Origin of the sequence: Paenibacillus aurantiacus, from assembly GCF_042431225.1 — a bacterium.
In the GTDB taxonomy this organism is placed as follows: Bacteria; Bacillota; Bacilli; order Paenibacillales; family Paenibacillaceae; genus Paenibacillus_Z; species Paenibacillus_Z aurantiacus.
In genome coordinates, this window is sequence record NZ_JBHMDO010000033.1 from 56502 (window position 1) to 70631 (window position 14130).

A 14130-nucleotide genomic window follows, 5' to 3' on the forward strand; every position below is an offset into this window, starting at 1 on the left:
GCATCAAGTCCCCGAACCCGCCCTCGCCGGAATCCAACATCAGCGCCTGGTCGTTACATTACGTTGTTCCTAGGTAACATGCTTATGGGCATGTAGGAATTACATTCTTGGGCTAATTGATAAAGGGGCGGAGATGGCCCAGCCTCCATCAAGGTGTCCAACTGCCCGTTGGCGGGTGGCGCTCGCCTGTATGGATCCGGCTACCAACTTGTCGATGCGCGAGGGATTAGTTCTCGAGCAATTCCGTGCTCCAATTCTTCTCTTGGATCTTGAAATCGAGCTCGCGGTAACGCTTCGAGATGTCGTCGATTTCCTTCTGCAACTCGGCGACGTTCACCGTCCGGTGGAATTTGACCTCCTGCCGGCTGTACCGCTCCTGCTTGATCGCGGCCATCTCGAGCAAGTCGGACCACAGCTTGCGCTGCTGCATATGATGGTCACGCTCTGCGAGCGCGTCGGCCAGACTCATCGTCGCATCGAAGGCCGTATACGAATTGGTCTTGTTAATCTTCTTCACCCATTGCTTGAGCTCGTCCATGGCGCCGCGCAATTCCTCGAACAGCGGTGCCGGCTGTTCACCGGGCTCCTCGCCCTCTTGCACCTTCACGACGCGCTCGAGCCGCTGCTTCAGCTGAGCGATCTTGCGCTGGCAATCCGATCGGTGCACCAATGCTTCCGCTAGTTTCATAGGTTACCTCCCCGCTAGACAACATTCCGCTATTCTATCACAGGTTATGGTACTATAACAAACGAGTACCTATAATAGGTTAGTTATCCCATTTTGATAGATCGGTCTCAAATCGTCACACCATTCCAAACCGCTATCCGTTACGCACTTCGACTCTACGCCGCTACACCAGCATCTTCAGTGCCCGGACCAACTGGTGGGATTGGTCGCCCAACGTGTCTAACCATGACAAAACCGTGTTCGCGTCGATATCGCGTACGTCCTGCTCCCGCAAATAGGCGGCGAATCCAGCTTGCAGCGCATCTCGATGCGCTTCCGGCGCGAGACACTTCACCGCGAAGAAAGCGGCTCTGCCTTTGTCCGTCCACGTCTCCTCTAAGCTCAGATCCACATTATACTGCTGGCGGCGCAGCGTCTTCTCCTGCCGAAGCGTCTCTTCGTCGACAATGCCATGAGACGGAATGCCGACCCGCTCGTACTGCTCAGACGGCGCATCGTGCTGGCGCATTAGCTCGGCCATGATTCGGATCAACCGGGCCTCAACGGCCGGGTCATCAACCACGCTCTCCTGTCCGGGATTGCGCTCCAGATCGAACAACAATGTGCCGTGAAAATACGGGTTCAAATACGTCTGCGTCCGGATCTCCAGCGTGCGGCAATTTTTGGTGAACGAGAACGGCTCGCGAAGGCGCAAATCGCTCAATTCCCGGACATCGAACCGGTTGTGCATATGCGTCGGCATCAAGGTATACTCGTTCAGCGGACCGTTCGTGAACGATTGCGGCGACCGCATGTAGACGTATCGTCCGTCCGTTATATTAATGTGACCGCCGTGCAGACCGAACAACGCCGCTTCGCGGACGGGGCCGGGTTCCGGCCGGTACGCGTGGGCAAGCGACTGCCCGATCATATCCTTCGGACGATCGGCGCCGAAGAAATCGATGAGCGTCGCGGGAATATCGATCGTCTGCACCAATGCATCGGAACGCGTCCCCTTCGCTCCGTATCGCGGATCCCAGACGAACAGCGGCAGCCGGGCGACTTCATTGTAGAGCGGCTGGATATTTTTGCCCCACCACTGATGCTCGCCGAGCAGGAAGCCATGATCCGTATTCACGATCAGCATCGTGTCTGTCCATAGCCCGTATCGGTCGAATAGATCCAGCACTTGCCCCAGATAAGCATCGCACATGCTGAGCAGCGCCGAATATTCATACGTCACATGCTGGTTAGCTTCGTCATCGTTCGCCGACCGTCCATAATCCGGCCAATCGTAATGTTTGCCCGCATACGAATGGGGATAGAGGTCCTTGTACTTCTGCTGCGTAAAGAAAGGCTCATGCGGATCGAACGCTTCAATCTGCAGAAACCATTGGTCCTGCCCGCGATTCGTCTCGATAAATTCAATGCCATGTTGGAACGTCACGGCAAGCGGCTGCTTCTCTTCGGTATCGAGATAAGGACGATTCACCCAATCTTGACGCCATAAACTACCGATCTTCGGGCCGGACAGCGACTGTGGAATATTCGGATCTTCTACGTGACCTTTCCATGGATCGCCCTCCTGTCCCCGAGCGAACTCCCACGTATTATACCGGGTATGGTACGTCGCGCCGCCGTCTTCGAAATAATGAGGATGGTCGGTTGCCAAATGCGTGTAGACGCCCCTGCGCCGCAGCACGTCGATGACTGAATCGTCGAATGGCTCTAGCGGCCCCCAACTCCGGTGCAAAAAGTTGTAACGCCCCGTGTGCAGCTCGCGTCTTGCGGGCATGCACGGCAGGCTGCCCGCATAACAGCTGTCGAACGTGACCGCTGCCGCGGACAAGCGCTCGAAATTCGGCGCATGCACCCAATCGCAGCCATAGTTAGGCAGCATGTGGCGGTTTAATGAGTCGAACATGATCATAACGGCTCTCATGGTAGGGCATCGCTCCATTTCTGTTTATCATATAAGTTCGGCCACATTGCTGCTCCGTTCTTCCGTAATTCGTATTCTCGATCAGCGCCTAATCGGGCAATTGGCCTATCGCTCGACCTTCTCAGTCTGGCCTTGAAACCGCCTCCCGGCCGAATTGGCCGTACCAGTTCACGACCGATTCCCGTAGCGACTCCGTTATTCCGGGGTGCTGATCACTGACGTTCACGCGCTCGCCGGGGTCGGCCTCGAGATCGGAGAGATGGACGGCATCCGCCGCCGTCCGGCCGAAATCCAGCTTACCGTTCAGCACCAGCTTCCATCGGCCTTCACGAACCGCCAGCTGATGCTCGTATGCCCAGTAAATACGGTCGTGCACACGCGTGGCCGGCGTTTCATCGCCGCGGTCCAGAAGCGGAACAATGCTTCGACCGTCCAGCTCAGGTACGACTTGGTTCACGCCGTCCAGCGCCGCCGCGCCCCGGTATACCCCAGTCAGCTCCAGCAAAGTCGGAACGATGTCCATCATGACGCAAGGCTCGGCTTCGACGCGTCCTCCGCTCCACCTCGCCGGATAACTGAGAATGGCCGGCTCGCGGATGCCCCCTTCGAACAAGCTGCCTTTGTGCCCTCGGAATAGGCCGGCCGAGCCCCCGTAATACAAATCCTCAGTCCCGTCCAAATAATTGCGCGACTCCGTGGACGGTCCGTTATCGCTCGAGAAGAAGATGATCGTGTCGTCGTATTGACCCGATTGCTTGAGCGCCTGCACGATTCGGCCGACGCCGTCATCTACCGCCGAGATCATTGCGGCCATGATCCGTTTGTCCGCGGGCAAATCGGGATAACGGTCGAGATAAGCTTGCGGCGCGTGCATCGGATAATGCGGCGCGTTGTAGGGCACGTAGACGAAGAACGGCTGCTCCCTATCCGCTTCTTCGATATAGGCGACCGCCTTATCCGTAATCAAGTCGGTCAAATATTCGCCGTTACGCCACACCTCGCGGCCGTTCTGCCACAAATCGTGGACGGGGTTCACGCCGCCGCCCTGCTCCCAATAAAAAATATGCGAATAATAATCGACGCAGCCGGCCAGAAAACCGAAACTTTCTTCGAATCCATGCGCCTGCGGCGAATAGGCGGGGTCGGTCCCCAGATGCCACTTCCCGAAGATGGCGGTTCGATATCCCTGCTCCCGCAGCAGCGACGCTATCGTCTGCTCCCCCTGAGGCAGCCCCGACGTTCCGCGCTTGCCGCCGAGAATCCGCTCCACGCCGATTCGCGCGGGATAACGACCGGTAAGCAGCGACGCTCTGGAAGGCGAGCAGACGGGCGAGTTGGAGTACCAACTCGTGAACCGCGTCCCTTCGGCCGCCAATCGATCCAAATGCGGCGTCCGAATATCAGGCGAACCGTAGCAGCCGAGATCCCCGTATCCGAGATCGTCGCAATAGATTACGATTACATTCGGACGTTTCATAGCCTCGCCTCCTCTCTAGTCTCGAGCTCCGTTGCCGGTGCGTCGTCTGCCCAGCGCTTCCAAGGATCGGGAGATGCCTCAAGCAGCGCTCTTGTATAGGCATGCCGCGGATGGGCGATGATCTCTTCCGTCCGTCCGCTCTCCACGACACGCCCTTTGTGCATAATGAGCATGCGATCGGACATGTATCTGGCGCTGCCCAGATTGTGCGTAATCCAGACGAGCGACAGATCGAACTCTTCCTTCAAATCCAGCATCAGGTTCATGATGTCGATCCCGATCGAGACGTCCAGCATGGAGGTCGGTTCATCCGCGATCAGCACCCGGGGCTGAATGCCGAGCGCCCGCGCGATCATGACGCGCTGCTTCTGTCCGCCCGATAGCTGCGCGGCGTATTTATCGAGATAACTCTCGGCCGGGTGCAGCCCTACTTTGCGAAGCAACCCGAGCACCTGCTCCCGGATATCCCCTCTCGCGCCGTGCAGCTTTAGCGGTCTGCCGATGATGTCGAACACCCGCTGGTTCGGATTCATCGTTTCGAAAGGATCTTGGAAGATCATTTGCACATCCTTGGCGATCGCTTTCCTTGAGACGGACCGACTGCTAAGCTCGCGGCCTTCGAACCGTATCGCGCCGCTAGTCGGTTCAATCAGCCGGACGAGCATGCGGGCAAGCGTGCTCTTGCCGCTGCCGGATTCCCCGACGATCGCCAGCACCTCGCCTTTGTTCAGGTCGAACGAAACGTCTTTCACGGCTTCGAAGGACTGTCGTTTCCAGACCGGTCCGCTCGCGAACGCCTTATGCACGCCTTGCGATTGCAAAATGCGGCTCATCGCCGATCACCGCCTCTCGATAGAGATGGCAGGCTACCATGCCTCGTTCATCGGCAAGCTCCGGCGGCGCCGCGATCGCGCATATCTCGCTCGCATGCGGGCAGCGTGACCGAAACCGGCAGCCGGACTGCGGCACGCTGAGATCGGGCGGCGAGCCGGGAATGCCGGCAATGCGGAGCTTCGGCCCGCGAAGCGACGGGAACGAGCGCAGCAGCCCTTGCGTATACGGATGTCTCGCCTGCCGCAGCAGCTGCTCCGCGCTTCCGGTCTCGACCATTTGCCCGGCATACATGATGCCGATGCGATCGCAGACTTCCAGCATTAACGGCAGATCATGCGTAATGAACAAGACGGCGAATCCCATTTGTCTCCGAAGCTCGGTAATCCGGCTTACAATCGCCTTCTGGGTGAGCACGTCCAGGGCCGTCGTCGGCTCATCCATGATCACAAGATCCGGCTTTAGCGCCAGCGCCATGGCGATGACGACCCGCTGCCGCATGCCGCCCGACAACTCGTGCGGATAACGATCGATGCAGGCGGCTGAGAGTTCGACCATCTCCAGAAGCGATTTGGCCCGTTCCAGCGCGTCCTTTGGGGACGTTCTCGGTTCATGGGAGAGGATAACGTCCGTTAGCTGCGCGCCGATCCGCATGACGGGATTCAAGTTGTTCATGGCGCTCTGCAGCACGACCGACATTCTCGACCATCGGTAGGGCTGGAATGCCGCATCCGATAGCGATGTCAGCTCTTGTCCGTCGAACGCGACGCTGCCTCCGGCCAGCCGAGCCGGGGATTGCAGCAGCCGGCAGATCGCGAAGGCCGTCGTGGACTTGCCGCAGCCGGATTCGCCCGCGAGGCCGAACATCTCCCCCCGCGCAATCTCGAAGCTGACGCCGTCGACCGCTTTGAACGTTCCGATCGGCGAGGCATATTCCACCTTTAATTGGGCGACTTGCAATAAACTCATCGGTTCCGTACCTCCTAGGTGAAATGCTGCTGCGCGCCGCGTTTGGAACGGAATCGTTCCAGCATCCCGTTGCCGAGCAGCACGAAGCCGAAGCAGAACGACGCGATCGCAAGACCGGGCGGAATGATCCACCACCACGCGTCGTACATGATGGCATTGTTCGTATGCGCCAGAGCCAGAATCGTGCCCCAGCTCACGTTACGCGGATCGCCGATGCCCAGAAAGCTCAGCCCGGCTTCGGCTAGGACGGCTTGCGTCGTTACGCTGACGAAATTCGCCGCGATAATCGGCAGCAGATTCGGCAGTATTTCTCTCGCCATGATCGTCAGATTGCTCATCCCGGCCACGCGAGCCGCTTCCACATAGCCGCGCTGACGCTCGGACAGCGTCTGGCTGCGAATGCTGCGGGCCATATAGAGCCAGCTCAAGAGACCGATCACTAGTATCATGCTGCTAAGCCCCATAGAGGGCAGGAAGGACGCCAGGATGATCATCAGCGCCATGATGGGCAAAATGAGCAGCAGATCGACCAGGAACATCAAGGCATCGCTCACCCATCTGCGGTAAAAGCCCGCGGCCAGACCGACGAACACGCCGATGACCGTCGTCATGGCTCCTGCCAAAATGCCGACCCACACCGAGGTTTGCGTGCCGTAGATTAATTGGGAGAGCACGTCCTGCCCGTAGCTGTCCGTGCCCAGCGGATGCGTTAAGGTCGGCTTGAGCCAGGCGTCGAACGCGATGTCGTTCTTGGCGTAAGGCGCGATCAGCGGTCCGGCGGCGGCAAGGACGACGAAGACGATCAATATCGCTAGTCCGGCCAGCAGCCGGTTATTCCAGCGGGAGGCTCCTGCAAGTTTCGTCTTACGTTTCATATCGCTTGGATGCCTCCTAGTTCAGATTGACGCGAGGATCGATGAATGGATATATCAGGTCGGCCGCCAAATTCACCGCGATTATCGATGCCGCGATCACAAGGAACGCCCCTTGGATCAACGGATAGTCGTGATTAAGAATGGCGTTGTAGGTCAGCATGCCGAGCCCCGGGTAAGAGAAGACGATCTCCATCGTGATCGCCCCGCCTACCACATGGCCGAGCGATAGCATGAACCCGGTGAACGACGGCAGGAACGCGTTGCGAATGCCGTAATGAAACACCCGCCTTCTCGCGGACAGCCCTTTCGCCCTTGCAAGCACCATGTAATCCTCCGATAGCACTCGGATCAGATTGTTGCGAAGGACAAGAATATGGCTGGCCGCGGACGCCAGCGCCAACGACGCGATCGGCAGCACCGCGTGGTAAGCGATGGACTTCATCTGTCCGGCGGCGGTAAGCGAATCATAGTCGACCGGAATCGCCTGCCCCATCGGGAACCAGTCCAGCTTGTAAGCGAACAGCAGAATGAACAGGATGCCGACCCAGAAATACGGCACGGAGTTGATGAAGAAGCTGATACCGAGCGCCGTTTGGTCGAACCACGACCCCGGCTTTAAGGCGCCTCTGATCGCGATCAGCCAGCCGATGCCATAGCTGAGCAACGTCGCGATCAGCACGATTCCGATCGTCCAGGGAAGGGCGCTTGCGATGACGTCCTTCACCTCGGTCGGATAATTGAAATACGAGACGCCCAAGTTGCCATGCAGCAGCTGCACGATATAGCGCTTGAATTGATACAGCAGGCTCGGATTGTCGAGCCCGAATTGCTTGCGAAGCTCCTCCGCGACTTCCGCGGAGCCAAGCGCGGTCTGGGAGGCGATCATCTCCGCCGGGTCCCCGCCGATCAGTCGCGGCAGGATGAAGTTCAAGACGATGGCGGCGAGCAGCGTGGCAACCGCGAACGCCGCTCGTCGAACCACATAGGACAGCTGGATTTTCATCGGTCCGACTCCTTGTTATTTCTTCGTCACCTTCGCGAGCGAGAGCACGGATGTCGCGGGTACCGATGTGTCGTAATTCGCGAACGCGGTTTCGCTGTACGGAATTTTGCCCGTGCTGTACAACGTTACGATCGGCACGACCTCGGCAATGCGCGCCTGCACCTTCTTGTATAGCTCAGCTCGTTCATCCGGTCCGGCAGACGCCGCTTGATCCAGCCACCCGTCGATCTGATCGTCCCGGAATCTCGCCCAGTTCAAGCCCGGCGCGTTCTGTCCGCTCGGCGCGGTCATTTTGCTGTGGAACACTTCGAGCGCGGCTTGCGGATCCGGCGGTACCGTGATGCCGTTCTGAATCAGATCGTAATTGCCCGCCGTGGCCAGACTGGTCAATTCCGGCCAGGTTGCCAGCTTGATCGTCGTCTCAATCCCCGCCTGCTTGAGCCATTCCGTTATCATAGCGCCTTCTTTGTTCTGCGCAGGCGCATTGGCGGCCATATAGTAAGTGAACGACAGCTTCACGCCGTCCTTCTCGTAGATCCCCTTGCCGTTCTTCGCGTAGCCCGCGTCCGTCAACGTCTTGTTCGCTTGCTCCAGATTGAATTGCAGCTCCGGCTTGCTCGCCAACTCGGCGTCGACCAGACTGCCGAACCCTTGAGACAGGAACCCGGGGTTGCCGACAGTCGCCGCGCCCATCTCGCCCTTCTCGACGACCTCTTCGCGGTTGATGGCCTGCTGGATCGCCTTGCGTACGGCCGGATCCTTCAAGCCCGGCTTCTCGTTGTTAATAATCACGGCATAAGAGGCCAAGCCCGGGAATTGCTGCAGCTTATTGTCCTTGTTCTCGAGCAACTTCGGCAGACTCGGCATCGCGATCGTGCCCGTCGTCCCTTGAATCTCCCCCTTCTGCAAGGAAAGCGTGACGGCCGGCGAATCCTTGAACCGCTGAATGACGAGCTCGGTAATCTTCGGCGCCCCTTCGAAGAAATCCGGATTCGCGTCCAGCAGAATCGCGCTCTCGTTGATGCTCCGGAATACGAAGGCGCCCGTGCCGATCGGAGTCTTATTGAGGAACGTCTCGGGATCTTCCTTCTCGAAAATATGCTTCGGCACGATCGGCACGGTCGACAAATAGTTCGGCAGCGACGGGAACGGGCTATTCAGCTGAAAGACGATCGTATCTTGGGCGCTTGCCTCGACTTGGGTCAGGCGAGATTCGTTCCACAGCTGGTAAGAGTCCAGCACCGGGTGATCCTTCAGCGCTTGGAACGTATACGCGACGTCCTCGGCCGTGAACGGCTGGCCGTCATGCCATTTTGCCGCCAGATTAAGCTTGACGGTGAACGTCTTGCCGTCGTCCGACCACGCGCCGCCATCGGCCGCTAATCGGTTAATCAGCTTGCCTTCCACGGGATTGAAGTAATACAAAGCATCGTAAATATAGTCGAACACCGGCCGGTAATTGCCCGTCTTCAGGAACGGATTGAAGTTGTTCGCCTGCTCGGGATTGACGACATCGCCCAGCCGATAAGAGATTTTCTCCGTCTTTGCCGAATTGTCCGACTTCGCCGAATCGGCCGCTGCCGCATTCGCCTTCGTGTTGGTCGCTTTCCCTTCCGCTACCGCCCCGGCAGGTTGATTGCCGTTGCCGCTGCATCCCGCGATCAACGCCGCGGACAGCAGCGCCGTCGCCATAAGCGGGAACATTCTCTTGTTTGTGGTTGCGATCCCCAATGAAACTTTCATCGATAACCCTCCATTCAAATTCCGCCGATCATCCAGTGAACACAACTAGCGCCGTCCAAGCCGCAAGCATGCCAGCCATTCGCCCTGAGGCGCGTCTCCGGATGACCGGTAGAACAATTACCCATCTGAATAGTCGGTTATGGTTTGTCGTCCTAATCATACATCCGAGATTAACACGCTGTAAACCCCTATTTACACATTGTTCATTTTGTCTCGCGCATCGGGTATAATACAGAAGACGACATGCGTCTTACATGGTATACTTCAGCAAGCAGCGTACGGATAGGACACAGAAGAGGCGGGTTGGACGTGAAGAAATGGGAAGAAGAAGTGGATGATCTGCGCGTCAAACGGCGGGATCATATTTTGGAGGCGGCCAGAACGCTCTTCGCCGAGAAAGACATGGCGCTCGTCACGATGGTCGATATCGGCGCCCGCGCCGGCGTCAGCCGTGTGACGCTGTACAAATACTTTAGCTCCATCCACGAGATCGTGTTCGAGATTCAAATTCAAATCATGAACGAAATTTCGGTCTATTTCGAAATCGACGGAGACGGCGAAATGACGGGCGCGGAGAAGCTAACGCTCCTGCTCTACGGCTGGTACAATCTGTATCGGGATAAGCCGGAGCATCTTCGGTTCATCGCGATGTTCGATCATTTCTACCGGAACGAATTCCCTTCCGAGGACCTTCGCAAACGGTACCGGGATTCCATGGCCAACCGGGGCGCTCAATTCAAGCACGCGATCGAGGACGGCATCCGGGACGGATCGATCCTTCCGACGTTCGACCCGGCCCTGCTGGAGACGATGATACAGAATACCGTCATCGGCATGATGTCCCGCATGGCGACGCGCGGCCACCTTATCCATAAGCAGTGGGGCATCGATCCGGAGGACATTCTGACCTATTTATTGCAGTTCATCGCCCAGTTTATCCGGGTTAAACCGGATACGTCGGTGTTTCGGCTGACAGAAGTCGAGAACCGATAGACGATGGACTTCGAACGGCATCGCAGACCGAGCGTCGTTGATCTTTCGCGTCCGAACACAAAAACGACAGCCATTGCGATGGCTGTCGTTTTTGCGATATCCCGTTGCCTGCTTATGCGCGGTATGCCGCCCCGGGATGATCCTCGAACAGCAGGCGGCGGCCTTGTCCGAACAGCTTCTCTCTGTAGGTGCCCGGCTCGTACTCGGTCTTGTAACGGCCGCGGCGCTGCAGCTCCGGGACGACCAGCTCGACGAAATCGACCAAGCTGCCCGGCGTGATCAAATGCGTTAAATTAAACCCGTCCACCCCGCTCTCGTCGAAGTATCGCTCGATGCGTTCGGCCACTTCCTGCGGATCGCCGACGATCGCGTGTTTGCGGTCCAGCCGTTCGAACGAATCCAGCACCTCCTTGACCGTCAATTGACGCGGTTGGTCTTTCGTCAACGAAGCGGCCCGCGATTGCCCATGCTCGGTATGTTGATATTCGAACGGCGCGTCCGGATCGGCAAACTGCGATAAGTCGTAGCCGCTGGAGCCCCCGTATTGCGCCTTGGCGGCTTCCCCGCTCCACAGGGACGCGTATTCCGCGAATTTAGCCTCGGCTTCTTCGCTTGTTTTCGCCACGACCACGTTAAGGAACGTGAACGCTTTGATATGATCGGGATTTCTGCCGTACGCGGCCGCACGGTCCTTGATGTCTTGAATGGCGGCCTTGATCCGCTCCGGCGAAGAACCGCCGATGAATAGGCATTCCGCGTGCTTGGCGGCGAAGTCGCGCCCTTTCTCCGATGCGCCTGCCTGGTAGATGACCGGCGTCCGCTGGGGCGAAGGCTCGCTGAGATGGGGTCCCGGCACGCGGTAATAGCGGCCGTTATGATCAACGTCGTGCACTTTCCCGGGCTCCGCGAAGATTCCCCGCTCGGCGTCGCGCACGATCGCGTCGTCCTCCCAGCTTGCTTCCCACAGCTTGTAGCCGACCTCCAGAAATTCCTCGGCCATCGCATACCGCTCGTCGTGCTTCATCATCGCCGCATGGCCGAAGTTGCGCGCCGCGCTCGGCAAATAAGACGTCACCACGTTCCAGGCGAACCGTCCTTTGGTCAGGTGGTCAAGCGTACTCATCCGTCGCGCATGTGCATAGGGATGTTCGTAGGTCGTGCTCACCGTCAGGGCGAAGGAAAGATGCCGGGTCGCGTGCGCCATGACCGGAATGACGAAGGCCGGATCGTTAAGCGGCACTTGAACCGCGTCTCGGATAGCCGGATCTTTGCTTTGGCGATAAACGTCGTACACCCCGATGACGTCCGCCAGGAAGAGCGCGTCGAATCGCCCCCGCTCCAGCAGCTGGGCCAGCTCCACCCAATAATCGGCATCTTTGTATCGGGTCGTGCGCGCATTGTCCGGGTGCTTCCAGAGCCCATGCGAATTGTGCATCGCGCTGGTCATATCAAAGACGTTCATCCGAATCTGCTTCGTCATCGCGGTTTCAACTCCCTCCATATTTCACATATTCCGATGCGGATTATAGTTTTTATTAAAACTGAAGCTAATCTATCACCCATAATTTCTAATTGTCAAGAAAATAATTTCTATATATTCCCTATTAAATCCTATATAAATGTTAACCGCATCCATTTTATATCCTATAATTTTGAAAATACAGGTTGACAGTTATTGCGACGACGCCTTATATTTAGTGGCAAGCTTCATAATCGCATATTCGCGCCAGCCTTAAAGCAGCGCAAACAGCTGACTGATCATTCAGAACTGTGACTTCCTTCTCGTGCCGGAAGGAGCCGCTTCCGATTGACGGCCTCTTCATTCGGGAAGAGGCCGTTTTTATTTGCGCATTATTCCTAGTTTTCGCATGTGATTTGTTAAAAACAGACTTCAGCTTAAGGGGGAGGAGCCATCGCATGATTCGGTTCGAGGCCGTCTCAAAAATCTTTGCAACCAACAAAAAGCAAACGCCGGCGGTCAGTCACGTGTCGCTTTCGATCGCGCAGGGCGAAATTTACGGCATCATCGGCTTTAGCGGAGCGGGGAAAAGCACGCTGCTGCGGCTCGTCAACCTGCTCGAAACGCCGTCGAGCGGCAAAATCATCGTCGGCGGCCAGGATATCACCGCCCTCAAGCCGCGCGAGCTCCGGCGGCTGCGCAGACGAATCGGCATGATCTTCCAGACGTTCAATCTGTTCAACGCGCGCACCGTCTTCGGCAACATTGCCTATCCGCTCAAGCTGGCCGGCACGCCGAAAGCGCAAATCAAGACGCGCGTCGGGGAGCTGCTTCGATTCGTCGGACTCGAGGACAAAGCGGACCACTATCCCGAACAGCTCTCCGGCGGCCAGAAGCAGCGCGTCGGCATTGCCCGGGCCCTCGCGACCTCGCCGGACATTCTGATCTGCGACGAAGCGACCTCCGCGCTGGACCCGGAGACGACCGGAGACATTTTGAAGCTGCTCAAACGGGTCAACGAAGCGTACGGCATTACGATCTTGCTGATTACGCACGAGATGCACGTTATTCGAAGCATATGCGACCGGGTCGCCGTCATGGAGAACGGCAAGGTGATCGAAGAAGGGTCCGTGTACGAGATTTTCGCTTCGCCGAAGCATCCGACCACGGCGAATTTCATCCGTTCGGTGCAGAACGACCAGCTTTCGCCGAAGCTGCTCGAAACGCTGAAGAGCAAGCATCAAGGCAAACTATTCCGGCTGGTGTTCAAAGGCGGCACGACGAGCGAGCCCGTCCTTTCGCGCGCCGCCAGATTGCATAACGTCGATTTTAACATCATCTACGGCAGCATACAGGAGCTGAAAGGTCAGCTGTTCGGCAGTCTGATCGTCGAATTCCAGCCCGCGGATGAGCCCTCCTCCGTCGATCGGCTCGTCGCGCAGCTCGCCCAAACCGTGGAAGTGCGGGAGGTGATCGATCATGAAAGTTGATTGGAGCACATTCTGGGTGCGCGTCGTCGAGTCGACGGGACAAACGCTGACCATGGTCGCGTTCACGCTGCTCTTCTCCAGCATTTTCGGCATCGCGATCGGCTTGCTGCTGTTCGTCACCCGGCGCGGCAATATTTTGGAGAACCGTTTCGTTTCCGCGCTGCTGAACGTGCTGATTAACGTCATCCGCCCGATACCGTTCATTATTTTCCTCGTCACCATCAGCCCGCTGACCAGACTGGTCGTCGGCACCACGATCGGCATGTGGGCGGCCGTCTTCCCGATGACGCTCGTCGCGTCGTTCGTTATCGCCCGCGTCGTCGAGAACAATCTCGTCGCGATCGACCCCGGCATTATCGAAGCGGCCAAGGCGATGGGCGCAAGCCCGCTGCAGATTATTTTCGGCGTGCTCATTCTGGAGACGCTCGGTCCGCTGATTCTCGGATTGACGTTCATGACGGTCGGTCTGATCGACTTCTCGGCGATGGCCGGCACGGTCGGCGGCGGCGGCCTTGGCGACTTAGCGATGACCTACGGCTATCAGCGCTTCGACGGTTCCGTCATGCTCGTCACGATTCTTATCCTGATTCTGCTCGTGCAGGTCGCCCAATTCGTCGGCAATCGGCTATCGCGTTATTTCTTGCGCCGATGATCGGTCCCTCGCCATTACACCACCATAAA

12 protein-coding genes are annotated in these 14130 nt (G+C 57.7%); 3 read left to right on the forward strand and 9 right to left on the reverse strand.

Annotated elements, in window-relative coordinates; translation table 11 throughout:
- Positions 1-226: 226 nt before the first annotated feature.
- From ACFFSY_RS19250 to ACFFSY_RS19285, 8 genes are all read right to left on the reverse strand, one after another.
- Positions 227-688 carry a DIP1984 family protein gene (locus ACFFSY_RS19250; RefSeq protein WP_377497018.1) on the reverse strand — a complete coding sequence of 154 codons (462 nt, stop codon included), beginning with the start codon at positions 686-688 and terminating at the stop codon, positions 227-229.
- 163 nt (positions 689-851) lie between these two features.
- Entirely contained in the window at positions 852-2609 is a 1758-nt protein-coding gene (locus tag ACFFSY_RS19255; protein WP_377497020.1) for a sulfatase, read from the reverse strand.
- A 121-nt stretch (positions 2610-2730) separates the two neighbouring features.
- Entirely contained in the window at positions 2731-4086 is a 1356-nt protein-coding gene (locus ACFFSY_RS19260; protein ID WP_377497022.1) for a sulfatase family protein, read from the reverse strand.
- Entirely contained in the window at positions 4083-4919 is an 837-nt protein-coding gene (locus ACFFSY_RS19265; RefSeq protein WP_377497023.1) for an ABC transporter ATP-binding protein, read from the reverse strand. Before ACFFSY_RS19265 ends, ACFFSY_RS19260 begins: the two co-directional genes overlap by 4 nt.
- A complete protein-coding gene (locus tag ACFFSY_RS19270; protein WP_377497025.1) occupies positions 4885-5886 on the reverse strand; it encodes an ABC transporter ATP-binding protein in 1002 nt (333 codons plus the stop codon). Before ACFFSY_RS19270 ends, ACFFSY_RS19265 begins: the two co-directional genes overlap by 35 nt.
- A 14-nt stretch (positions 5887-5900) precedes the next feature.
- The gene (locus ACFFSY_RS19275) at positions 5901-6761 is read right to left on the reverse strand and encodes an ABC transporter permease (RefSeq protein ID WP_377497027.1); all 861 of its coding nucleotides are present in this window, start codon (positions 6759-6761) and stop codon (positions 5901-5903) included.
- A gap of 16 nt (positions 6762-6777) precedes the next feature.
- On the reverse strand, positions 6778-7764 hold the full coding sequence (locus tag ACFFSY_RS19280) for an ABC transporter permease (protein WP_377497029.1): 987 nt from the start codon (positions 7762-7764) through the stop codon (positions 6778-6780).
- 15 nt (positions 7765-7779) lie between these two features.
- Positions 7780-9507: an ABC transporter substrate-binding protein gene (locus tag ACFFSY_RS19285; protein WP_377497031.1), complete on the reverse strand. Its 1728-nt coding sequence runs from the start codon at positions 9505-9507 to the stop codon at positions 7780-7782.
- Between the two features lie 309 nt (positions 9508-9816).
- On the opposite strand from ACFFSY_RS19285, the gene ACFFSY_RS19290 reads away from it, so the two are divergent.
- The gene (locus ACFFSY_RS19290) at positions 9817-10500 is read left to right on the forward strand and encodes a TetR/AcrR family transcriptional regulator (RefSeq protein WP_377497033.1); all 684 of its coding nucleotides are present in this window, start codon (positions 9817-9819) and stop codon (positions 10498-10500) included.
- A 112-nt stretch (positions 10501-10612) separates the two neighbouring features.
- On the opposite strand, the gene ACFFSY_RS19295 is transcribed toward ACFFSY_RS19290, so the two are convergent.
- Positions 10613-11980, reverse strand: coding sequence for an LLM class flavin-dependent oxidoreductase (locus ACFFSY_RS19295; RefSeq protein ID WP_377497035.1), 1368 nt, complete (start codon positions 11978-11980; stop codon positions 10613-10615).
- Positions 11981-12417: 437 nt separating this feature from the next.
- Between ACFFSY_RS19295 and ACFFSY_RS19300 the strand changes: the two genes are divergently transcribed.
- Positions 12418-13449: a methionine ABC transporter ATP-binding protein gene (locus ACFFSY_RS19300; RefSeq protein ID WP_377497036.1), complete on the forward strand. Its 1032-nt coding sequence runs from the start codon at positions 12418-12420 to the stop codon at positions 13447-13449.
- Positions 13439-14101 carry a methionine ABC transporter permease gene (locus ACFFSY_RS19305; protein WP_377497038.1) on the forward strand — a complete coding sequence of 221 codons (663 nt, stop codon included), beginning with the start codon at positions 13439-13441 and terminating at the stop codon, positions 14099-14101. The genes ACFFSY_RS19300 and ACFFSY_RS19305 overlap by 11 nt, the downstream gene beginning before the upstream one ends.
- Positions 14102-14130: the final 29 nt, after the last annotated feature.